Here is a 22,712-nt window from a genome sequence, read left to right as displayed (position 1 = left end):
ATCGCCGATGATCTGGGCGCGGACTTTTTCGGGCTGGGCGAGGAACAGGTCGAGCGAGGGCACCGATACAACGCGTACGGCGAAGCTTTGTTCATCCAGAAGCTTCTGGGCCGCCAGGGCGATCTCCACCTCGGACCCCGAGGCGAAGAGGGTGGCGCGGGCCTTTCCGTTGGCCGGCGACAGCTCATAGGCGCCGGTGGCCGAGAGGTTCTCAGCCCCGCCTACTTTCCGCACCTGCGGCAGGTTCTGGCGGGTCAGCGCCAGGGTCGACGGGCCGTCCGTGCGCTCGAGCGCCATCTGCCAGCACTCGGCGGTCTCGACCGCGTCCGCCGGGCGGAACACCCGCATCTTCGGCATGGAGCGCAGGGCCGCCAGATGCTCCACCGGCTGGTGGGTCGGGCCGTCCTCGCCGAGGCCGATCGAGTCGTGGGTCATCACGTAGACGGCCGGAATGCCGGCGAGTGCCGCGATGCGCATGGCCGGGCGGGCATAATCGGTGAAGACCAGGAAGGTCGCGCCCGCCGGCACGTAGCCGCCGTGGAGCGCGATGCCGTTCATGGCCGCCGCCATGCCGTGCTCGCGGATGCCGTAATGGATGTAGCGGCCGGCATAGTTGCCGGGCGAGATGGCGTTGAGGTTCCTGGTCTTGGTGTTGTTGGAGGGCGTGAGATCCGCCGAGCCCAGCACCAGCTCCGGCACGGCCTCGGTGATCACCTCGAGGGCGATCTCGCTCGCCTTGCGGGTGGCCACATTCTGCGGCTCGGCCACGAGCCGGTCCTTCAGCCTGGCGACGGCGTCGGCCAGCCCTTGCGGGCGCACGCCCTTCACGCGGCGCTCGAACTCGGCGCGCTTTTCTTGCGGCAGGGCCTTCAGGCGCTCGGTCCAGGCCTTGCGCTGGCGGCTGCCCTTCTTGCCGGCCTTGGCCCAGGCGGTGCGGATGTTGTCCGGAATCACGAAAGGCTCATGGCTCCAGCCGTAGGCGGCTTTGGCGCCGGCCAGCTCCTCGGCGCCGAGCGGCTCACCGTGAGCCTTGGACGTGCCGGCCTTCTTCGGGGCGCCGTAGCCGATGGTGGTCTTGCAGGCGATGAGCGTCGGGCGGTCCGACTTCTGGGCCCGGGAGATGGCGCGCTGGATCGCCTTCTCGTCATGGCCGTCCACGCGCACGGCGTTCCAGCCGCAGGCCTGGAAGCGCTTGACCTGATCGACGGAATCGGAGAGCGACAGGGGACCGTCGATGGAGATCTCGTTGTCGTCCCATAGGACGATCATGCGGTTCAGCTTCAGGTGGCCGGCGAGCGCGATGGCCTCATGGCTGATGCCTTCCATCAGGTCGCCGTCGGAGGCGAGCACGTAGGTGTGGTGGTCGACGAGGTCGTTGCCGTATTCGGCGTTCAGCATGCGCTCGGCGAGCGCGAAGCCGACCGCCGTGGCGATGCCCTGGCCGAGCGGCCCGGTGGTGGTCTCGACGCCCGGCGTCATGAAGTTCTCAGGATGCCCCGGGGTCTTGGAATCGAGCTTGCGGAAGTTCTTCAGCTCCTCGATCGTCATGCCCTTCACGCCGGTGAGGTGCAGGAGCGAATAGAGCAGCATCGAGCCGTGGCCGGCCGACAGGATGAACCGGTCGCGGTCGGGCCAGGTTGGGTCGGCGGCATCGTATTTCAGGAACTTGGTGAACAGCACCGTGGCGATGTCGGCGGCGCCCATGGGCAGGCCCGGGTGGCCGGATTTGGCTGTTTCGACGGCGTCCATGGCGAGGACGCGCACGGCGTTCGCCAGATCGGAATGGGTGACGCGATCGGCGGAGACGGTATCTTGCACGGCGAGATCCACAAGTCTGAGGCCCCGCAACGGGGCGGCTGTCTGGAAAAGGCCCGGGCTCCTTATCACGGGGCAGGGGGGAGTCAAAGGCTCGAAGGGGCGTAATCCCCTTCCGGACCGTTGCTCCCCAAGGCCCGTGGGTCCGATCCTTCTTTTCTAAAGAGTACGTCGTTCGGGGCGGAATACCGGGTCCACTTTTCCGCACGATGCGCTAGTCTCACCCTCGATTCCCGGAGGCATGATGGCGCCCACACTCGACGAAGCGATGAAGCGGCTCGACATGGCCCTAGGCCTGCTCGAAGCGTCCGTATCCCGGCGCCTGGAGGCTGACAGAAAGCGTGGAGGCCTGGAGACCGAGCTTCAGCTCATGCAGGATGATCGCTCCCGCCTGGCGGTGGAACTCGACGGAGCCCTCACCCGCCTGCACCGCTTCGAGGCCGCCACCGACGACGTGAGCCGGCGGGTCCGCCAAGCCATCGGGGCCGTCGAGACCGTTCTGGCCCAGGCCGGCCAACCGGCCACGGCCGGGCAGTTCGAACCTGAGGAAGGCTAGGCATGTCCCAGGTGACGGTGACCATTGCCGGCAGAACCTACCGGATCGCCTGCGCCGAGGGCGAGGAGCGGCACCTCGAAGGGCTGGCGGCCTCCTACAACGCCCGGATCGAGGAGATGCGCGCCACCTTCGGGCAGGTCGACGACCTGCGCCTCCATGTGATGGCGGCGGTCTCCCAGGCCGACGAGCTGCACGAAGCAAGAAAGCAGATCACGGCGCTTGCCGAGGAAGTGGCGATGCTCAACAGCGTCCATATCTATCGGGACGAGCGCCTCGAACAGATCGAGGCAAAGCTCGCCGGAGGCATCCAGCGGGCAGCCGAGCACATCGAGGAACTGGCCCGCAGCCTCAACGGGGCAGGGCAGGCCGAGGCGGGTTCCAGGTGATCTTTCAGGCGATCTTCCAGGTAATCCTGTTGCGACGGCACGGGTGTTCTGCTCTCATCCGAGGATGAATTCCCTCTCGGATGCTCAACTTGCAAAACGGGTGGAGGAAGCCTGCCTGAACGGCTGGCCGTCCCTACGCGACGTCGTTTTCGACGGCTGGCTGATCCGTCTGGCGGACGGCTATACGCGACGGACGAACTCCGTGAATCTGCTATCGGCCGGCACTTTGCCGCTCGATCACAAGATCCGGTACTGCGAGACTGTCTTCGCCGCCCATGGGCAGCCCACGATCTTCTGCATTCCCGCCCATGCCGATCCTGCCTTAAGCCATGCTCTCGACCGCAGAGGCTACGGTCCGCCCGAGGATGAAAGCTGCGTCCTGTTCATGGATTTTTCCGAGGCCCCGCTCGAGCCGGCTGCCGATGCCGTCCTGGAGGAAGGATTCCCGGGGGAGGCCTGGCTGAACACCCTGGCGCGCCTCCACGGGCAGAGCGAGGCTGCGCAGATCACGCATCGCAGAATCCTGGAGAGCCTGTCGGTTCCGGCCGTCTTCGCAGCCGTTCGAAGCAACGACGGGCGCCTGGGCGCCTTGGCCTATGGGGCGGTTCACGATGGGCTCGTCTGCGTGAACTCCGTCGTGACCGATCCCGCCTTCCGGCGGCAGGGCCTGGGGCGAAAGGTCGTGCTCGCCGTGCTCGCCTGGGCCAAGGAGCGCCAGGGCGCTGCAGGAGCCTGCCTGGCGGTGGTGGCGGACAACGCTCCCGCGAGAGCCTTGTACCGGGACCTGGGCTTCGACCGTGAGGTCTATCGCTATCATTACCGACGCCGGGAGGTCTGATAGTACGGTTCGTTCCTTGCTGATTTCCAGAACTTTCCCCTTCCCCCGGCGCGTCCCAATCCCTACATAGGGAAGGCGGGGCTGCGGGGTGCGTTAGGAGTTCATATTCCCCGGGGCCTTATCGATCCCAACGGGAGCTGTCCCTGCCCGGTCCGTGGACCGGAACATACGGCGCCCACCTACTTTGTAGGTTCCCGGGATCGCTTCTCCGACGGCTTTCGTGGCTCCGCACCTGATGACATCTCTCCCCCCTCCCGAACTGAAAGAGCGGCTTCGCGGCGAAGGGTTCGCCCGTCGCGACGGGCTCGACAAAGAGTTCCGGCACGATGCGGCGCAGCGCATCATGGCCCAGGCCCTCGACCTTCCCAATCTCCAAGGCGTGACGCCGGTGGGCGGCTACTGGCCGATCCGCACCGAGGTCGATCCGCGCCCGCTCATGGAGGCGCTGCTCGAACGCGGGCAGGATGTGGCCCTCTCGCAGATCCTCCATCCCCATTTGAGCTGGCGCCTCTGGCAGCCCGGCGACGTGCTGATCAAAGGCGGCTTCGGCGTGCGCGAGCCCGGACCCGATGCGCCGGAGGTTTTCCCCAAGGCGCTGCTCGTGCCTCTCGTGGCCTTCGACCGCCGGGGAGGGCGCATCGGCTACGGCAAGGGCCATTTCGATCGGGCCATCGCGGCGCTCGAAGAACAGCATCCCACCTTGACCATCGGCCTGGCTTATGCGGTTCAGGAGATCGACGAGGTGCCGGTCGAATCCCATGACCGGATGCTCGACGTTATCATCACCGAAGCCGAACTCATTCGGACGAAATCCGCTTAAAGGTCCATCATGCGCCTTCTCTTTCTCGGCGACATCGTCGGGCGGCCTGGCCGCAACGCGGTGATCGAGCGCCTGCCCGGCCTTCGCGACCGTTGGCGGCTCGATTGCGTAGTCATCAACGGCGAGAACTCTGCCGGGGGCTTCGGCATCAACGAGGCGATCTGCGACGAGATCCTGGCCGCCGGCGCCGATGCGATCACGCTCGGCAACCATTCCTGGGACCAGCGCGAGACGCTGGTGTTCATCGAGCGCCAGCCGCGGCTCCTGCGGCCCGTGAACTACCCGCCCGGCACGCCGGGGCGGGGCGCCAACCTCATCGACACCCGCTCCGGCCACCGGGTCCTCGTGGTCAACGTCATGGGCCGCCTCTACATGGACCCGCTCGACGATCCTTTCGCGGCTGTCGACCGGGAACTGGAGACCTGCCCCATGGGTCAGGTGGCCGATGCCGTCATCATCGACGTGCATGCGGAGGCGACCAGCGAGAAGGAGGCCATGGGCCATTATTTCGACGGGCGGGCGAGCCTCGTGGTCGGCACCCACACCCACGTGCCCACGGCCGATCACCGGGTGCTGCAAGGCGGCACCGCCTACATGTCCGATGCGGGCATGTGCGGCGACTACGATTCCGTTCTCGGCATGCAGAAGGAAGAATCGATCCGCCGCTTCATCCAGAAGACCCCCGGCGCCCGCATGGAGCCGGCCCTGGGCGAGGGTACGCTCTCGGGCATCGCGGTCGAGACCGACGACCGCACCGGCCTGGCCAAGCGCGTGGCGGCGGTTCGCCTCGGGCCGAACCTGGAAGAGACCTGGCCCCGCTTCTGGGACTGAGCGCGGGATCTTCCCTCTCCCGGCTCACCTGCGTTCGCCACCCTCTCCCGCTAAGGGGAGAGGGTGATGCTCCCTTGGCGTGGAGCGTCGCCGTTCCCATCTGTCCCGTCACGGAGGATACCGGTGGACGCAGACGCGAAGACGACCAAGACTGGCAAGATCAACGTTTATCGTCAGGAGAGCGAGTTCCACCGGGCGCACGAGCACCAGAGCGCATCGGCCGTCCTGCGTGCCGTGATCGACGAGGCCAAGGGCGAGACGATCTCGATCCGGGAGATCATCGAGGCCTTCGGCGAGCGCGCCTTCGGCTTCGTGCTGATCCTGTTCTCCCTGCCCAATTGCGTGCCGAACGTCCCCGGGGTCGCCGGCATCGTCGGCACCCCCGTGCTCATCTTCGGCATCCAGATGATGCTGGGCCACAAGCGCCCCTGGCTGCCGGGCTTCATCCTGCGCCAGACGGTCTCCGTGGCGAAATTCAAGCGCCTCATCGACATCGCGGAGCCCAAGCTCCAGAAGCTCGAGAGCTACTGCAAGCCCCGGCTGCTCCAGCTCTTCGGCCCCTTGGGCGACCGGGTGGTGGGGCTCTTCGCCTTCCTGGTGGCGCTGTCGGTCCTGATCCCGTTCCCGGGCACCAACTTCCCGCCTTCCATCGCCCTCGTCATCGCGTCCATCGCCGTGATGGAGGAGGACGGCTATCTGCTCCTCGTCGGCTATCTCATCGGCCTGGCGGGGCTCGCCTATACGGTGACGATCCTGGGCGCCTCCTACCACCTGATCCTGGCGGCCATTCAGAACCTGCCGGGCTGGCTCGGCTTCTAGGCACGATCTCTTAAGCGCTTCGGCCTAGTCTGCCCTAAGGGAAGCAAGGGGCAACAGGTGGGCGTACAATCACGGGAATGGAGCAGGGCGTCTGCCGAAGGAATCCAGGCTGTCCGCCTGTCGGAGGTGCTGGGAGCCCTGAGCCATGCCCTCGACCTGACCGAGGGCCAGCCCGCCGGGCATTGCGTGCGGGTCTGCTGGATCGGGGTTCATGTGGGGCGGGAGCTAGGCCTGAGCGAGGCTTCCCTCTGGGAGCTCTACTACACGCTCCTCCTGAAGGATCTCGGCTGCAGCAGCAACGCGGCCCGCATCTGCCAGCTCTACCTGACCGACGATCTCTCCTTCAAACGGGACTTCAAGACCGTCGGCAACCGGCTCCCGCAGATCCTGAGGTTCGTGCTGTCCCATACCGGGCTCAAGGCCGGGCTGGCGGAGCGCTTCCGGGCGGTGGTCAACGTGGTCCAGAACGGTGGCGAGCTCGCCCGCGACCTCATCGAGACCCGCTGCCAGCGCGGCGCCGAGATCGCCCGTCAGCTGCGTTTTCCCGAAGGCGTCGCGCAGGGCATTCAGTCTCTCGACGAGCACTGGAACGGCGGCGGCAAGCCGCTCGGGATCGCCGGGGCCGAGATCCCGGTCTATTCGCGCATCGCGCTTCTGGCCCAGGTGGTGGACGTCTTCCACACCAGCGCCGGGGAGGCGGCCTCCCGGCGGGAAGTGCTGGCGCGGGCGGGAACATGGTTCGACCCTCATATCGTCGAGGCCTTCGAGAACGTCGCCCGGAGCCGTTCCTTCTGGGAGATTCTCGGATCCGACGACGTGGAGACGGCGATCTTCGCCCTGGAACCGGCCCAGCGCATCGAGATCGCCGACGAGGACTACCTCGACGACATCGCGGCGGCCTTCGCCCGGGTGGTGGATTCCAAGAGCCCTTATACGAGCGGCCACAGCGACCGGGTCGCGTTCTTCGCCGATCTGATCGCTGGCGAGTTGGGGTTCGACGAGGCGGGACGGCGGCGCCTGCGGCGGGCAGCCCTGCTCCACGACATCGGCAAGCTCGGGGTCAGCAACGAGATCCTCGACAAGCCCGGCAAGCTGGACGACGCGGAAATGTCCGCCATGCGCCATCACGCCCTCTACAGCGAGACCATCCTGTCACGGATCGGCGCCTTCGAGGACCTCGCCCGCATAGGCGGCGCCCATCACGAGCGCCTCGACGGCAGGGGCTATCCCAGGGGGCTCGCCGGGGAGGAGATCGGCCGGGAGACCCGGATCATCTCGGTGGCCGATGTGTTCGACGCCCTGACGGCGGATCGCCCCTACCGCGCCGCCATGCCGGTCGCGAAGGCCATGGGGATTCTGGAAGCGGAGACCGGGACGGCCTTCGACCCGGCCTGCGTGGGGGCGCTCCGGCGGGCCCTGGACCGGATCGAGGGCGGGGAAGGCCAAAGGGGCTTTGCCTGATGCCCTTCGCCGCCTTATAAGCGGGCCATCGTCAACTTCTCCGGCCTGACGGGCGCCTCCCCATGAGGCGGCTCTCGGCCGAAAATCCGGAGGCCCCCATGGCCGGGCATTCACAGTTCAAGAATATCATGCACCGCAAGGGCAAGGTGGACGCGGTGCGGTCCAAGGTGTTTTCCAAGCTCGCCCGCGAAATCACCGTGGCGGCCAAGATGGGCCTGCCCGATCCCGCCATGAACCCGCGCCTGCGCGCCGCGATCCTCGCCGCCCGCGCCGAGAACATGCCCAAGGACAACATCCAGCGCGCCATCAACAAGGCCTCCGGGGGTGATGCGGAGAACTACGACGAGATCCGCTACGAAGGCTATGGCCCCGGGGGTGCGGCCATCATCGTCGAGGCCATGACCGACAACCGCAACCGCACCGCCTCCGACATCCGTTCCTACTTCACCAAGAGCGGCGGCAACCTCGCCGAGACCGGCGCGGTCTCCTTCATGTTCGACCGGGTCGGCTACATCGAGTTCGGCCCCGATGTGGCCGATGCCGACGCCATGCTGGAGGCCGCCATCGATGCGGGCGCCGACGACGTGGCTTCTGGCGAGAACGGCCATGAGGTCTATTGCGACCAGGGCAATCTCAACGAGGTGACCAAGGCGCTGGAGGACAAGTTCGGCGAGCCCAAGGCGTCGAAGCTCGTCTGGAAGCCCCAGACCCCTGTCGCGGTGGATGACGAGACCGGCGAGAAGCTGATGAAGCTGATGGAATCGCTGGAGGAGCACGACGACGTCCAGAACGTCTACGGCAACTTCGAGCTCTCCGACGCGCTCATGCAGAAGATGGCCGGGTAACAATCCGTTCGTCATGGCCGGACTTGATCCGGCCATCCACGTCTTTGCGTGGTAAGAAGACGTGGATACCCGGGACAAGCCCGGGCATGACGGGGGAGAAACAAGCCTTGAGCGAACGCGTCCGAATCCTCGGCCTCGACCCCGGCCTGCGCAACACCGGCTGGGGCGTCATCACGGTCGAGGGGACGAAGCTGTCCTTCGTTGCCTGCGGGGTCGTGACCTCGGACGGAGACCTCGAACTGGCGCTTCGCCTCAAGCAGCTCCACGACCGGATCACGGACGTGATCCGGACCTGGACGCCGGACGAGGTGTCGGTGGAGGAGACCTTCGTCAACAAGGACGCCCAGGCGACCCTCAAGCTCGGGCAGGCTCGCGCCATGTCCCTGCTGGTTCCGGCCCTCCATGGCCTGCCGGTGGCGGAATACGGCGCCAACCAGGTGAAGAAGACCGTGGTGGGCGTCGGCCATGCCGATAAGAACCAGGTGCAGGCCATGATCAAGATCCTCCTGCCCAAGGCCGACTTCAAGAAGGCCGACGCCGCCGACGCGCTCGCCATCGCCATTGCCCACGCCCATCAGCGGAAAGCGCGTGCTTTGGCGGCGAGCTATTAGGGTGTTACAGAACAACCACTGTCATTCCGGGGCGGCATAGCCGAGCCCGGAATCCATAAACACTGACAGTGCAGCATGAGAACCGTCAGCGGTTATGGATCCCCGCCTGCGTGGGGATGACGGTGGAGGGGATGAGAACGTGATCGGCAAACTCAAAGGCACGGTGGATTCCTACGGCGAGGATTTCGTGATCCTCGATGTGCACGGGGTCGGCTACGTGGTCCACTGCTCCTCCCGCACCCTCCAGAACCTGCCGCCCACCGGCGAGGCGGCGGTGCTCTCCATCGAGACCCATGTGCGCGAGGACATGATCCGCCTCTTCGGCTTCCGGTCGGATTCCGAGCGCGAGTGGTTCCGCCTGCTCCAGAGCGTCCAGGGCGTAGGCTCCAAGGTGGCGCTCGGCATCCTGTCGGTGCTCGACCCGGGCACCCTCGCGACCGCCATCGCCACCGGCGACAAGGCCTCGGTGGCCCGCGGCCCAGGCGTGGGTCCCAAGCTCGCCCAGCGCATCGTCTCCGAACTCAAGGACAAGGCCCCGGCCTTTGCCCCTGTGGATCCCGCCCTGATCCGTCTTACCGGAGCCGTCGAGGACAACAGCGCCCCGCGCCCCGTGGCGGACGCCATCTCGGCGCTCGTCAATCTCGGCTATCCTCAGGTCCAGGCCTCCGCAGCCGTCGCCGCCGCCATGAAGCAGGCCGGCGACGAGGCCGAGGCGAAGACGCTGATCCGGCTCGGACTGCGGGAGTTGGCGCGATAGACCTCCGGCACTCCCAGCAGCCTGTAAGGCCGGGAAGGGGCTCCGTGTGTGGATTCCCCTCTCTCGCTGAGAGCGACAAGAAAGTTCTCGTTCGTCCCGCAGGCGTTCCTGTTTTGATCCTGTTAAAGATGGCGTATGACACGCAAAACGCCTATATGAAGCCTTTGGAAGGTAAGCCTCTTTGACCGATTCACGCCGCCTGATCAGCCCCGAAAAGCGCGAGGACGATGTCGATGCGTCGATCCGGCCGCTCTCGCTCGACGATTTCACGGGCCAGAAGGCCGCGCGGGCCAATCTCCAGATCTTCATCAATGCTGCCAAGGCGAGGGGCGATGCCCTCGACCACGTGCTCTTCGTCGGTCCTCCGGGTCTCGGCAAGACCACGCTGGCCCAGATCGTCGCCCGTGAGCTCGGGGTCAATTTCCGCTCGACCTCCGGCCCGGTGATTGCCAAGGCCGGCGATCTGGCGGCCCAGCTCACCAACCTCGAAGAGCGCGACGTGCTCTTCATCGACGAGATCCACCGCCTCAACCCGGCCGTGGAGGAAATCCTCTATCCGGCCATGGAGGATTACCAGCTCGACCTCATCATCGGCGAGGGCCCGGCCGCCCGTTCGGTGAAGATCGAGCTGCCGAAATTCACCCTGGTCGGCGCCACCACCCGGGCGGGCCTGCTCACCACCCCCTTGCGTGACCGCTTCGGCATCCCGATCCGGCTCGAGTTCTACACCGTCGACGAGCTTGAGCTGATCGTGCGCCGCGGCGCCCGGGTGCTGGGCTTAGGCATGAGCGAGGAGGGCGCCAACGAGATTGCGCGGCGCTCCCGCGGCACGCCGCGCATCGCCGGCCGCCTCCTGCGCCGGGTGCGGGATTTCGCCATCGTGGAGGGCGTGCAGACCGTTTCCCGCGATCTCGCCGACCGGTCCCTGCGCCTCCTCGACGTGGACCCCATCGGCCTCGACCTCATGGACCGCAAGTATCTGACCCTGGTGGCCAACTCCTTCGGCGGCGGCCCGGTCGGCATCGAGACCATCGCGGCAGCCCTGTCCGAGCCGCGCGACGCCATCGAGGACATCATCGAGCCTTATCTGATCCAGAAGGGCTTCGTGCAGCGCACCCCGCGCGGGCGCATGCTGACGCCCCACGCCTTCAAGCACCTCGGCATCCCGGAGCCGACCCGCGAGACCGCGGCACAGTTCGGGCTGTTCGGCGGTGATGCGGATGAGTGAGCGGCGCGACGCCACCACCTCCCCCTTGAGGGGGGAGGTCGCGCCGGAGGCGCGGGAGGGGATGAGTAGCGCGACATCTCCGAACCCTGCGCTGCCACCCCACCCCGGAGCGCTGACGCGCTCCGACCCTCCCCCTCAAGGGGAGGGTGGGGGCTATCCCTACCTCTCGGGATTCATGCAGGATGGCGCGCACGTCCTGCCGATCCGCGTCTACTACGAGGACACGGATTTCTCCGCCCGCGTCTATCACGCGAGCTATCTCCGCTTCATGGAGCGGGGACGCACGGAGCTGCTGCGGGCCGTCGAGGTGGCGCAGTCCGATCTTCACGCGAGCATGGACGGCCTCGCCTTCGTGGTCCGCAAGATGAGCATCGATTTTCTGGGCGGCGCCGTCATGGACGACGTGCTCACCATCGTGACGCGCCCCAAGGAGATGCGCGGCGCGTCGATGACGCTGGCCCAGGAGATCCGGCGCGGCGACGAGGTCCTGGTCACGGCCGATGTCATGGTCGCGGCCGTCCGGGGAGGGCGGGCCGTGCGGATCCCGGACGAGCTGCGGGCGGCTCTGAGCGCTGGCCAATAGGCCTTCATCTGCCCTAAGGACAGCAACGGCATAAGCCCTGCTCCAAAAGCATAGCAGCCAGAATTTCATATCAATTTCAGGCGATTCCGCCTCGCCGCAGCCGCACTTAAACCAGACCTTAACCTTACTCTGTGCCTAACAGGGTACGGTCAGGGATGATCTGAGGCTCATCTGCCCGCTGCCCTTATTTTCGACAGATTCGGGGGCGAACGAGCAGTAATACAAGAACAGATTTTCTTGAGACCAATCTGCGGTGGGCCTTGGGGCAACCCAAGGCTGCTCGAAGAGCGAGGACGAGATTCATGAATCCGGCTGATGTGGCCCAGGCCGCTCCTGTGGCCCACGACCTGTCCTTCTTTGGCCTGTTCTGGCAGGCCCATTTCATCGTCAAGCTCGTGATGATCGGACTGCTGGCGGCCTCCGTCTGGTGCTGGGCCATCATCGTGGACAAGACGCTGCTCTACGGCCGCACCAAGCGCGCCATGGACCGGTTCGAGGACGTGTTCTGGTCCGGCCAGTCCCTGGAGGAGCTCTACCGCAACCTCCAGAGCCGCCCGGCCACGGGCCTGGCTGCCGTGTTCGTCGCCGCCATGCGGGAGTGGAAGCGCTCCTTCGAGGGCTCGGGACGCTCGTTCCAATCCCTGCCGCAGCGCATCGACAAGGTGCTCGACGTGACCATCCAGCGCGAGGTGGAGCGGCTCAATGCGCGCCTGACGGTGCTGGCCTCCATCGGCTCGGCCGGTCCCTATATCGGCCTCTTCGGCACGGTGGTGGGCATCATGAATTCCTTCACGTCGATTGCCGCCTCCAAGAACACCAGCCTTGCGGTCGTGGCGCCGGGCATCGCCGAGGCGCTGTTCGCCACCGCCATCGGGTTGTTCGCGGCCATTCCGGCGGTGCTTGCCTACAACAAGCTGAACTCGGAAGTGGGCAAGCTGCAGTCGCGGCTCGAGGGCTTCGCCGACGAGTTCTCGGCCATCCTGTCCCGTCAGGTGGACGAGCGCATCGGCCACGCCGGCCGCTCCCCCGCCAACGCGGCTTAAAGGAGATCCGGCATGGCCATGATGGCAGGATCGGCAGGAGGCGGACGCCGCCGCAGGCGCTCCCGGCAGGCGGGCGTGATCAACGAGATCAACATGACGCCGTTCATCGACGTCATGCTGGTGCTGCTCATCATCTTCATGGTGGCGGCCCCCATGATGACGGCGGGCGTGCCGCTCGACCTTCCGCAGACCAAGGCCGCGCCGCTCAATTCCGATTCGACGCCGGTGACCCTGTCGATCAAGGCCAACGGCCAGGTCTTCCTCGGCGAGGCGGAACTGACGGACGAGGCCATCGTCGGCAAGCTCGCTGAGGTGTCCAAGGCGGGCTTCGACGAGCGGGTCTTCGTGCGCGGCGACAAGAAGGTCGACTACGGGCGCGTCGCCCAGGTGATGTCGATCGTGACCACGGCCGGCTACAAGCGCGTCGCCCTCGTGACCGAGATCGACCAGCGCTGAACCGATTGAGAGCAAGGGGCAAACACACGTGGCGTTGAAGCTGAAATTCAGCACTTCCGAGCCGGGCTTCTGGGTCTCGGGCGTCGCGCATGCGGCGTTGCTGACGGCTGCCATGATCGGTCTGTCGTCGGTCGCCGAATTTCCCGAGGCGCAGGAAGGCATCCCGGTCGAGGTCATCACCGATGCCCAGCTCTCCCAGATCACCAAGGGCGAGACCAACGCCAAGACACCGCAGCCCAAGCCCCGCGCCGAGCGCGTCGCCGACAAGACCGAGCTCAAGGATCCCGGTGAGGACAAGCGCGATGCGCCGGCACCGCCGAAGCGCCCGGCCGAGATGAAGGTCGCCGACAAGGAAGAGCCGGTCGCCGCCCAGCCTCCGCCGCCCGCGCCGCCGACCCGCTCGCAGGAAGACAAAGCCGCCGAGGCCAAGGCCGCGGAGGAAAAGCAGCTGCGCGAGAAGGCCGAAGCCGAGGCCATCGAGAAGGCCAAGGCCGCAGAGCTGGCCAAGGTCGAGGCAGAGGCCAAGGCAAAGGCGCAGGCCGAGGCGAAAGCCAAGGCGGAGGCCGAAGCCAAGAAGGTTGCCGAAGCCAAGGCGAAGGCCGAGGCGGACGCGAAGGCAAAGGCGGAAGCCGAGGCGAAGAAGCTCGCGGAAGCCAAGGCCAAGGAAGAGGCCGAGGCCAAGGCGCGCAAGGAGGCCCAGGTCGCCAAGAAGCTCGACATGGGCGACCTGAAGCAGTTCCTCGACAGCAAGGAAAAGAGCCAGTCCACCGGCGCGACCGGCGCGGAGGTGCAGAAGACCGCCTCGCTCGGCACCGCGACAGGATCGGCCGCGAAACTCTCGCCCAGCCTGCGCGATGCCCTCATCGGCATTCTCGTGTCGCAGATCGAGCGCTGCTACAGCGCACCCATCGCGGCATCCGGGGGACAGGTCACGGCGCCGGTTCTCGACATCCGCCTGAATCAGGACGGTTCGCTCAGCACCGAACCGCGCGTCCTGCAGGCCGGGAGCACATCGACCGACCGAGCGGTGGCGGATGCGGCCGTCAGGGCCATCCGCAAATGTCGCCAGTTCGAGATCCCGGCGAAATTCGCGCCCTATTACACGGACTGGAAGGTCCTGAACGTCCAGTTCGATCCTCCTCTCTCTTAAAGCCCATCAAAGCTTGAGACTGCATCCCATGATCAATCGCCTTATCTCCCGTCTTCTCATCGCGCTGGCCGTCGTCCTGCCGATGGCGGTGCTCGTTCCTGCAGCCCAGGCGCAGCTCTCGTTCCGCGTCGGCCCCGGCGGGCAGTTCCAGCCCATGCCCATCGCCGTTGCCGACTTCTCCGGCGAAGGCGACATGGGGCAGCGGGTGTCGGGCATCATCAGCAACAACCTGCAGCGCTCAGGGTATTTCGCGCCCCTCGACAAGGCGCGCTTTCCCGAGCGTCCGTCGTTCGATGCCGCCCCGCGTTTCGATGCCTGGAAGGCGGCGGGCGCCCAGGCGCTCGTCACGGGGCGCGTCTCGCGCGATCCGTCGGGGCGGCTTCGCGCCGAGTTCCGCCTGTGGGACATCGAGACGGGCCAGCAGCTCACCGGCCAGCAGTACGTGACGGACGCCAATTTCTGGCGCCGCGTCGGCCACATCATCTCGGATGCGGTCTACACCAAGATCACGGGCTTCGGCGGCTTCTTTGACACGCGCATCGTGTTCGTCGATGAATCGGGCCCGAAGGAGAACCGCCGCAAGCGCCTCGCCATCATGGATCAGGACGGCGCCAACGTGCGCTACCTAACGCAAGGCGACACGTCCGTGGTGGCGCCGCGCTATTCGCCGGCCACGCAGGACATCACCTACATGTCCCAGACTGAGGGCCAGCAGCCGCGCGTGCAGGTGATCAACCTCGAGACCGGCTCGCGTCAGGTGCTCGGCAACTTCCCCGACATGGCGTCCTCGCCGCGCTTCGGACCCGAGGGAAGCCGCATCGTCATGAGCCTGCAGCAGGGCGGCAATGCCAACATCTTCATGATGAATCTCGGCTCGCAGGCCACCACGCGCCTGACCTCGACCGCAGCCATCGACACCTCGCCGTCCTTCTCGCCGGACGGGAAGCAGATCGTGTTCGAGAGCGATCGCGGCGGCAAGCAGCAGATCTATTCCATGAACGTGGACGGATCGGACCAGCGCCGCATCTCCTTCGGCGACGGCTCCTATTCGCAGCCGGCGTGGTCGCCGCGCGGCGACTACATCGCCTTCACCAAGCAGCGCGCGGGCGGCTTCGCCATCGGCATCATGAAGCCGGATGGTTCGGGCGAGCGCATCCTCACGGAAGGCTTCCACAACGAGAGCCCGACCTGGGCGCCCAACGGCCAGTACATCCTGTTCTTCCGCGATCCGGGCGGTCAGGCCGGCGGCAAGCTCTACATGGTCGACATCACCGGCCGCGTCGAGCAGCCCGTCCCGACCCCGTCCTTTGCGTCCGACCCGACCTGGTCGCCGCTGCTGAGCGAGAGCCGGCAGAGCAACTGATCGAGAAACAAAGGGCGCCTCAGGCGCCCTTTTTTCATTCAGGCCCGCAGCGAGGCTGTGCCGCTGCTGTTGTCTCTGCGGCCCTTCAGCTTGAAGGCGAGCACCAGAAGGCCGATGCCGAAGACGAGCGCATAGGCGCCGAGCCACCAGGTCAGCACCACGGCGCCGACCAGCGGGGCGATCAGGAGCGCGATGCCGAACAGCACCGACACGATCCCGCTGAAGATGAGCCAGCCGCGCCCGTATTCGGGATTGAGCTTGAAGGCGGCGACGATCATGAGAACGCCCGTGATCAGCGACCACACGGCCACCAGGGTCACGAAGAACAGGACCGTCAGGCCGGGCATGATGAACGCGATGATGCCGACCAGGATGTTGAGGATGCCCTCAAGGATCAGCAGGCCCCAGCGCTGATTGTTGGACGCGGCCCTGATCCCGGACACGATGCCGATCACGCCATCGACCAGCATGTAGGCCGAGAAGAACAGCACGAGGGACAGGATCGTCGCGCCCGGGGAGAAGAAGGCGATGAGCGCGAACACGATGGCGAAGACGCCGCGCAGGGCCATGGCCCACCAGTTCTGCGCCAGGAGCGAACTCATGGCCTGGATGCGGTCGAGGGAATGGGGTGAACCGGAGGTGCCTGATGCCATGGGGATCTCCTCGCCAGTCGGGCTGCGTTGGCCCCGCGCGATATCAACGCCAAGCTTGGCCGCCGGTTTCGTTTATTCCCCTGGAGAGGCCTCGTCCTCCCGGGCCTTGGCAAGCCTTCGCCGCAGCGCGAGCTTGCGGCGCCGCAGGCGCACGCGGCGCTTGAGACGGAAGGCGCGAATGAGGAGCGCAAGGCCGAGCCACACCAGGACGATCACCACCGGCGAGATGATGAGGACCGGGAAGAACGTGATCAGGGCAGCGAGGGCCAGGAGCGCGGAGCCGATGATGGCGATGCTGCGCGCCTCGGTGGCGGTAAGCGAGCGCGATCCGGACCCGACTGCCTTGCTCACGGTGCTTGAGAGCGCCAGGGCGCCGGCGGCGAGCCTGCGCACGCCGCCCTTCATGTAGCGGTGGCCGCGCCGGGAGCGCATGTTCCTCGCCTGACGCCGGCGGGACTGCCAGCCGGGAACGATCTCGGTCGCGTTGGCGAGATCCTCCAGGTACATCGCCTCCATGGCCTCGGCGAAACCCGTATCCTCGACCACCACGTCGAGCTCCCAGTTGGTGGCCCAGCTCGCCAGGTTGAGGTTGGTGGAGCCTACCCTGGCCCAGCGCCCGTCCGCCACGGCGGTCTTGGCGTGGAGCATGGTGCCGTTCCATTCGAACACGCGCACACCCGCCTCGATCAGGGAGCGGTAGCCCGCCCGCACCACGGGCTGCAGCGCCGGCACGTCGCTCGATCCGGGCACAAGGAGGCGTACGTCGACGCCGTCCCGCGCGGCTTCGCCCAGCGCCTGCACGTAAGAGGTCGTGGCCACGAAATAGGCGTCCGTGAGCCAGAGGTTGCGCTGCGCGGTGGCGGCGATGAACTGATCGACCCGGTAGGTGCGGAACATGCCGGGCTCGCCGCTGATGAGCCGGGCCGCGACGGAGCCTGCCGGCGGGATCAGGTCCGCATGGGGCAGCTCGGATTTCGGGATCGCCCGCATGCCGGCAAGCGACCAGCTCTCGGCGAAAGCGGCATCGAGATCCGCCACCAGCGGGCCTTGCACGGAGATCCCCGTGTCGCGCCACGGCTCAAGGCCGTCCTTGCCGACCCAGTTATCCGAAACGCAGAGCCCCGAGACGAAGCCGATGCGCCCGTCGACCGTGATGAGCTTGCGGTGGTCGCGGCGGATCCAGAACGGGTCCGTCAGCCGGGGCGGGTTGAAGACCTTGGCCTGGACCCCGGCCTCGCGCATACGCCGCCAGTAGGCCGGCAGGGCGCGGGCGGAGGAGCCGAGCCAATCGTAAAGCACCCGCACCCGCACGCCGGCGAGAGCCCGCTCCATCAGGGCATCGGCGAATTCCCGGCCGCTCTCGTCGTCGGCGATGATGAAGTTCTCGAAGTGAATAACCGACTGCGCCGAGCGAATCGCCTCCAGCCAGGCCGGGTAGTTCTCCCGCGAGTCCTTGAGCAGCGACACCGCATTGCCGTGCCGCAGGTCGCTGTCGGCGATGCGCGCGAAAGCCCGCTCCAGACGCAGATCGTCGAGAGCCTTGCGGTAGGGCTGGCCGAGGGTGCCGGGCGGGGTCGTCACGATATTCATGACCTCTCAACGCGTGAGACGCGCAATCGGCAGCAGCCTAGCTTGATTCAGGATCCAGCGGAGCATGCCGACGGCGCATACCACCTATCATTTACGCCCTGTTAACCCTAAGCCCAACTTCCACAACTTGGCCATGATTCACCTTGATCCGGGGCCTCTCCTCACGGTTGACGGAACCCTCCCTTAACCATCCTCCCGATATGAAAGACACAACGTTCGGCAAACGTATGTGTAAGGAGTATTGCCAATGATGACGTTGCGCGCCGTCAAATTCGCCGCTGCACTTGTCCTCGCCCTCGGGGCGGCGGCGTGTTCGTCCAACAAAGATGAGATGGCTGGCGGAGCCGGTGGCTTCGGGGCCGGTGGCGCAGCCACCCCCGGCAGCGCCCAGGACTTTGTCGTCAACGTCGGCGACCGCGTGTTCTTCGAGACCGACTCGACGGACCTGACCCCCACGGCGGTGGCCACCCTCGACAAGCAGGCCCAGTGGCTGCAGCGCTACCCGCAATACACCTTCATCCTCGAAGGCCATGCGGACGAGCGCGGCACCCGCGAGTACAACTTCTCGCTCTCCGCCCGCCGCTCCCAGGTCGTCCGCGACTACCTGATCTCCCGCGGCATCCCGGGCAACCGCTTCCGCACCGTGTCCTACGGCAAGGAGCGCCCGGTGGCGGTCTGCAACGACATCTCCTGCTGGTCGCAGAACCGGCGCGCGGTGACGGTGCTCGGCGGCGGCGCCGGGGCATAAAGCCCCATCAGGTTCACGTTTCGTGAAATCGCAGAGCGCCGCCACATTCTCGCCGTGGCGGCGCTTTTGTGTTATCGGCCCCTCCGTCGAGGATCCTTACGGTATTCCCAGCATGTTGCGACGCCTGTTTGTCTTTTTCGCCTTTGCCCTGGCTTTGGCCGCCACTTCGGTTTCCCCTGCCGCCGCGCAGGATGCAGCCGATGCGATCGTGCGCCTGAACCGGCTCGAGAGCCAGTTCCGGCAGATGTCCGGCCAGATGGAGCAGCTCCAGTACGAGAATCGCCAGCTGAAGGAACAGCTACGCAAGTTCCAGGAGGACGTGGAGTTCCGGTTCCAGGAGGGGCGTGGTGGCAGCGGCTCCAGGCCCGCTCCCGCACCGTCCACCGCGACGCCTTCGCGTCCGGCCCAGCCCCCGGCGCAGCCGGCACCGGCCCAGCCGCAGCGCCGCAGCGACGTGTTCGACCCGTCCGAGGCGCCGGGCGCTCCCGGCGCACCCCATCCGCTCGGCTCGACCCCGCCGTCCGCGCCGCTCGCCCAAGCCGATGCCGGCCGTCCGATGCCGCTTCCCGGCGGGCAGCTTGCCGGGATCGGCGAGCTGATCGAGCAGGACGACCCCGAGGGCGCCCCGCTCGACCAGCATGCCGATGTCCAGACAAGCCTGCCTCAGGGCGCCATCAGCGAGCGCCCGGGACCCAGCGTGGCGGCGACGAGCGTCGGCAATCCCCGGTCGGATTTCGATACGGCCTACGCGTCCTTCACGCAGAAGCAGTACGATCAGGCCGAAATGAGCTTTCGTCGCTTCCTGCAATCCAACCCCCGCGACAAGCTCGTGCCGGAAGCCACCTTCTGGCTGGGCGAGACCTATCTCATGCGCAGCCGCTACCGCGAGGCCGCCGAGCAGTTCCTGAACGTCTCGGCCGAGCACCCGGACGCGGCCAAGGCGCCCGACGCCCTGCTGCGGCTCGGCATCTCCCTGAACGGCCTTGGCGCCAAGGACCGCGCCTGCGCGGTCTTCTCCGAACTGGACCGCAAGTATCCGCAGGCCTCCGCCCCCGTCCGCCAAGCCTCCGAGCGCGAGCAGAAGCGGATCAAGTGCAGCTGATCCGCTGACCTGCCAGGCCCTATACCGTGGCCCCGATCTCGACCCCCGACGATCCGCTCTCGGATGAAGGGCTCGAGCGTCTTTTTTCCTCCCTGACCCAGGCCTCCGGCATTCTCATCGCCGTGTCGGGCGGGCCGGACTCCATGGCACTGATGCATGGCCTCGCCCGCTGGGCGTCGCTCAAGCGCCGCCCCCCCATCCATGTCGCAACCGTCGATCATGGGTTGCGGCCCGAGGCCGCCGACGAGGCCGCCTTCGTGGCACGGGAAGCCGCTCTTTTAGGTCTCCCGCACCGGACGCTGCTCTGGACCGGGGAAAAGCCCGCAACCGGCATCCAGGAGGCCGCCCGCGAGGCGCGCTACCGCCTTCTCGTCGATCACGCCCGCGAGATGGCAGCCTCCCACCTCGTCACCGCCCACACCCTCGACGATCAGGCCGAAACGCTGATGATGCGCCTTGCGCGCGGCTCAGGACTGTCGGGCCTTGCCGGCATGCGCCGGGACACGGACCGGCGGGGTATCCGCCACGTGCGGCCGCTCCTTGGCCTTCCCAAGTCACATCTTCTCGATCACTGCCGGCATCAAGGCTGGCGCTTCGTCACCGATCCGTCGAACGCGGACGAGCGCTATGCCCGCGTCCGCTGGCGCAGGCTGATGCCTCTCCTTGCCGCGGAAGGGCTTACAGCCGAGCGGCTGGCCCGCTTTGCGGAGAGAGCCGCCCAGGCCGATGAGGCCCTCGACGCCAAGGCCCGGGAGGCATTCGACCGGGGGGAGCCATTCATCGAGGCCGGAATCCTGTCCTTCCAGGCGAAAATCCTGACGGACGAGCCCTTCGACATCGCCCTGCGGGTGCTGGAGCTGGCCTTAGGCGAGGCCGGCCTGGATCTGGACAACAGCCGGCTTCACCGGCTCGAGGCCTGCACGGAGCGCCTGCGGCAGGCCGCCGGGGCAGGGGAGGCGCTCAGCCTTACCATCGCGGGCGCACACCTGCGCTTGACCCAGGCCGGGCGGGTGTCCGTCGGGCCGGAACCGCCACGCCACCGGGGCCGTTAGCCGAATCTCCTGACTCAGGCTATCGGATGATGCCGCATGCACGCCGCATTCCCTTGGCAAGGCGGGACGGTATGCCTACATTGAGTTTAGCCGCGCGGGGAGACCTCCTCTCGCTTTCTCTCCCTCTGGGGCAGAACCTGATCAGATGAATTCAAATTTCCGCAACTTCGCCCTGTGGGTGGTTATCTTCCTCCTGGTGCTGGCGCTCGTGACCCTCTTCCAGAGCCCCGGTCAACGGGGCGGCGGCAGCGACATCGCCTACAGCCAGCTCCTCAGCGAGGCCGATGCCGGCCGCATCACCAGCGTCGTCATCTCCGGCCCTGAGATCAGCGGCACCTACACGGATGGCCGCACCTTCACGACCTATGCGCCGAGCGACCCGATGCTGGTCACGAAGCTGCAGCAGAAGGGCGTCCAGATCACCGCCCGTCCGCAGTCGGATTCGACCCCGTGGTTCATCGCGGTGCTCATGAACATTCTGCCCATCGCGCTCTTCATCGGCGCCTGGGTGTTCCTGTCGCGCCAGATGCAGAGCGGCGCCGGCCGGGCCATGGGCTTCGGCAAGTCCAAGGCGAAGCTGCTGACGGAAGCCCATGGCCGCGTCACCTTTGACGACGTGGCGGGCATCGACGAAGCCAAGGAAGACCTGCAGGAGGTCGTGGAGTTCCTGCGCGATCCGCAGAAGTTCCAGCGCCTCGGCGGCCGCATCCCGCGCGGCGTGCTGCTCGTCGGCCCTCCCGGCACCGGTAAGACCCTGACGGCGCGAGCCGTGGCAGGTGAAGCCAACGTGCCGTTCTTCACCATCTCGGGCTCCGACTTCGTCGAGATGTTCGTCGGCGTGGGTGCGTCCCGCGTGCGCGACATGTTCGAGCAGGCCAAGAAGAACGCGCCCTGCATCATCTTCATCGACGAGATCGATGCGGTCGGCCGCCATCGCGGCGCCGGCCTCGGCGGCGGCAACGATGAGCGTGAGCAGACCCTCAACCAGCTCCTCGTGGAGATGGACGGCTTCGAGGCCAACGAGGGCGTGATCATCATCGCGGCCACCAACCGTCCCGACGTGCTCGATCCGGCGCTCCTGCGCCCCGGCCGCTTCGACCGCCAGATCGTGGTGCCGAACCCGGACGTGGTCGGCCGCGAGAAGATCCTGCGCGTCCATGTGCGCAAGGTCCCGCTGGCTCCCGACGTGGACCTGAAGGTGATCGCCCGCGGCACCCCTGGCTTCTCGGGCGCCGACCTGATGAACCTCGTCAACGAGGCGGCTCTCCTGGCGGCTCGCCGCGGCAAGCGCATCGTCACCATGCGCGAGTTCGAGGACGCCAAGGACAAGGTGATGATGGGCGCCGAGCGCCGCACCCTGGTCATGACCGACGACGAGAAGCGCCTGACCGCCTATCACGAGGCCGGCCATGCCGTGGTGGCGCTCAACGTCCCGGCCACCGACCCGGTCCACAAGGCCACCATCATCCCGCGCGGCCGTGCGCTTGGCATGGTCATGCAGCTGCCTGAGCGGGACAAGCTGTCCATGTCCTACGAGCAGATGACCTCGCGTCTGGCCATCATGATGGGCGGCCGCATCGCCGAGGAAATGATCTTCGGCAAGGAGAAGGTCACGTCGGGTGCCCAGTCGGACATCGAGCAGGCCACGCGGCTTGCCCGCATGATGGTCACCAAGTGGGGCTTCTCGCCCGAGCTCGGCACCGTTGCCTATGGCGAGAACCAGGACGAGGTGTTCCTCGGCATGTCCATGGGCCGCCAGCAGAACATCTCCGAGGCGACCTCGCAGAAGATCGACTCGGAAGTTCGCCGTCTGGTGGAGGACGGGCTCAACGACGCCCGCCGCATTCTCACCGAGAAGCAGCACGAGCTTGAGGCCCTGGCCCGCGGCCTTCTGGAGTACGAGACCCTGTCGGGCGAGGAGATCCGCAACCTCCTCGACGGTCAGCCTCCGGTGCGGGACTCCGGCGACACGGTCACCCCGAGCCGCGGGTCGGCCGTTCCGACC

The 22,712-nt window shown here is 66.7% G+C and carries 23 protein-coding genes and 1 other RNA gene; 21 read left to right on the top strand and 3 right to left on the bottom strand.

What is annotated here, in order from left to right; translation table 11 throughout:
- Positions 1-1,818, bottom strand: a 1,818-nt coding sequence (gene tkt, locus MA07_RS06530) for a transketolase (protein WP_036348261.1), incomplete at its 3' end; no start/stop codon positions are given.
- A 241-nt stretch (positions 1,819-2,059) separates the two neighbouring features.
- Between tkt and MA07_RS06525 the strand changes: the two genes are divergently transcribed.
- The 17 genes from MA07_RS06525 (at position 2,060) to tolB (ending at position 15,562) form a co-directional block, all read left to right on the top strand.
- Positions 2,060-2,371, top strand: coding sequence for a DUF4164 domain-containing protein (locus MA07_RS06525; RefSeq protein WP_036348253.1), 312 nt, complete (start codon positions 2,060-2,062; stop codon positions 2,369-2,371).
- A 2-nt stretch (positions 2,372-2,373) separates the two neighbouring features.
- A complete protein-coding gene (locus tag MA07_RS06520; protein WP_036348250.1) occupies positions 2,374-2,757 on the top strand; it encodes a cell division protein ZapA in 384 nt (127 codons plus the stop codon).
- A gap of 64 nt (positions 2,758-2,821) precedes the next feature.
- Positions 2,822-3,595 carry an N-acetyltransferase gene (locus MA07_RS06515; protein ID WP_036348247.1) on the top strand — a complete coding sequence of 258 codons (774 nt, stop codon included), beginning with the start codon at positions 2,822-2,824 and terminating at the stop codon, positions 3,593-3,595.
- Positions 3,596-3,670: 75 nt separating this feature from the next.
- A non-coding RNA gene (gene ssrS / locus MA07_RS28685) (6S RNA) lies at positions 3,671-3,826 on the top strand.
- Between the two features lie 4 nt (positions 3,827-3,830).
- Positions 3,831-4,415 carry a 5-formyltetrahydrofolate cyclo-ligase gene (locus MA07_RS06510; RefSeq protein ID WP_036348245.1) on the top strand — a complete coding sequence of 195 codons (585 nt, stop codon included), beginning with the start codon at positions 3,831-3,833 and terminating at the stop codon, positions 4,413-4,415.
- Positions 4,416-4,424: 9 nt separating this feature from the next.
- On the top strand, positions 4,425-5,246 hold the full coding sequence (locus MA07_RS06505) for a TIGR00282 family metallophosphoesterase (protein ID WP_036348242.1): 822 nt from the start codon (positions 4,425-4,427) through the stop codon (positions 5,244-5,246).
- 123 nt (positions 5,247-5,369) lie between these two features.
- Positions 5,370-6,065 carry an exopolysaccharide biosynthesis protein gene (locus tag MA07_RS06500; RefSeq protein ID WP_036348239.1) on the top strand — a complete coding sequence of 232 codons (696 nt, stop codon included), beginning with the start codon at positions 5,370-5,372 and terminating at the stop codon, positions 6,063-6,065.
- A gap of 57 nt (positions 6,066-6,122) precedes the next feature.
- On the top strand, positions 6,123-7,526 hold the full coding sequence (locus tag MA07_RS06495) for an HD-GYP domain-containing protein (RefSeq protein ID WP_036348236.1): 1,404 nt from the start codon (positions 6,123-6,125) through the stop codon (positions 7,524-7,526).
- 98 nt (positions 7,527-7,624) lie between these two features.
- A complete protein-coding gene (locus tag MA07_RS06490; protein ID WP_036348234.1) occupies positions 7,625-8,371 on the top strand; it encodes a YebC/PmpR family DNA-binding transcriptional regulator in 747 nt (248 codons plus the stop codon).
- A gap of 107 nt (positions 8,372-8,478) precedes the next feature.
- Positions 8,479-8,982, top strand: coding sequence for a crossover junction endodeoxyribonuclease RuvC (gene ruvC, locus MA07_RS06485; protein WP_036348259.1), 504 nt, complete (start codon positions 8,479-8,481; stop codon positions 8,980-8,982).
- A gap of 139 nt (positions 8,983-9,121) precedes the next feature.
- Complete coding sequence (gene ruvA, locus MA07_RS06480) at positions 9,122-9,739, top strand: Holliday junction branch migration protein RuvA (protein WP_036348256.1); 618 nt, start codon at positions 9,122-9,124, stop codon at positions 9,737-9,739.
- 181 nt (positions 9,740-9,920) lie between these two features.
- On the top strand, positions 9,921-10,967 hold the full coding sequence (ruvB, locus tag MA07_RS06475; RefSeq protein ID WP_036348232.1) for a Holliday junction branch migration DNA helicase RuvB: 1,047 nt from the start codon (positions 9,921-9,923) through the stop codon (positions 10,965-10,967).
- A gap of 175 nt (positions 10,968-11,142) precedes the next feature.
- Entirely contained in the window at positions 11,143-11,550 is a 408-nt protein-coding gene (gene ybgC, locus MA07_RS06470) for a tol-pal system-associated acyl-CoA thioesterase (protein WP_036348228.1), read from the top strand.
- Positions 11,551-11,852: 302 nt separating this feature from the next.
- Positions 11,853-12,593, top strand: a complete 741-nt coding sequence (gene tolQ / locus MA07_RS06465; protein ID WP_036348226.1) for a protein TolQ — start codon at positions 11,853-11,855, stop codon at positions 12,591-12,593.
- A gap of 12 nt (positions 12,594-12,605) precedes the next feature.
- The gene (locus MA07_RS06460) at positions 12,606-13,049 is read left to right on the top strand and encodes a biopolymer transporter ExbD (RefSeq protein ID WP_036348222.1); all 444 of its coding nucleotides are present in this window, start codon (positions 12,606-12,608) and stop codon (positions 13,047-13,049) included.
- 34 nt (positions 13,050-13,083) lie between these two features.
- Positions 13,084-14,199: a cell envelope integrity protein TolA gene (gene tolA / locus MA07_RS06455; protein WP_052002890.1), complete on the top strand. Its 1,116-nt coding sequence runs from the start codon at positions 13,084-13,086 to the stop codon at positions 14,197-14,199.
- 28 nt (positions 14,200-14,227) lie between these two features.
- Positions 14,228-15,562 carry a Tol-Pal system beta propeller repeat protein TolB gene (tolB, locus tag MA07_RS06450; RefSeq protein WP_036348216.1) on the top strand — a complete coding sequence of 445 codons (1,335 nt, stop codon included), beginning with the start codon at positions 14,228-14,230 and terminating at the stop codon, positions 15,560-15,562.
- A gap of 38 nt (positions 15,563-15,600) precedes the next feature.
- On the opposite strand, the gene MA07_RS06445 is transcribed toward tolB, so the two are convergent.
- The gene (locus MA07_RS06445) at positions 15,601-16,215 is read right to left on the bottom strand and encodes an HdeD family acid-resistance protein (protein WP_036348213.1); all 615 of its coding nucleotides are present in this window, start codon (positions 16,213-16,215) and stop codon (positions 15,601-15,603) included.
- 72 nt (positions 16,216-16,287) lie between these two features.
- A complete protein-coding gene (locus tag MA07_RS06440) occupies positions 16,288-17,805 on the bottom strand; it encodes a phospholipase D-like domain-containing protein (RefSeq protein WP_036348209.1) in 1,518 nt (505 codons plus the stop codon).
- Between the two features lie 247 nt (positions 17,806-18,052).
- Here MA07_RS06440 and pal point away from each other — a divergent pair, with 247 nt between their 5' ends.
- From pal to ftsH, 4 genes are all read left to right on the top strand, one after another.
- Entirely contained in the window at positions 18,053-18,553 is a 501-nt protein-coding gene (gene pal / locus MA07_RS06435; RefSeq protein ID WP_036348206.1) for a peptidoglycan-associated lipoprotein Pal, read from the top strand.
- Between the two features lie 22 nt (positions 18,554-18,575).
- Complete coding sequence (gene ybgF / locus MA07_RS06430) at positions 18,576-19,655, top strand: tol-pal system protein YbgF (protein WP_348270400.1); 1,080 nt, start codon at positions 18,576-18,578, stop codon at positions 19,653-19,655.
- 26 nt (positions 19,656-19,681) lie between these two features.
- Positions 19,682-20,707, top strand: coding sequence for a tRNA lysidine(34) synthetase TilS (gene tilS, locus MA07_RS06425; protein WP_036348200.1), 1,026 nt, complete (start codon positions 19,682-19,684; stop codon positions 20,705-20,707).
- 145 nt (positions 20,708-20,852) lie between these two features.
- A partial coding sequence (ftsH, locus tag MA07_RS06420; protein WP_036348197.1) for an ATP-dependent zinc metalloprotease FtsH occupies positions 20,853-22,712 on the top strand: 1,860 nt, incomplete at its 3' end.

This window comes from Microvirga sp. BSC39 (assembly GCF_000739015.1).
GTDB lineage: Bacteria > Pseudomonadota > Alphaproteobacteria > Rhizobiales > Beijerinckiaceae > Microvirga.
The sequence above is the reverse complement of the archived record's forward strand: the minus strand, read 5'-3'. Positions and strand labels throughout refer to the sequence as shown.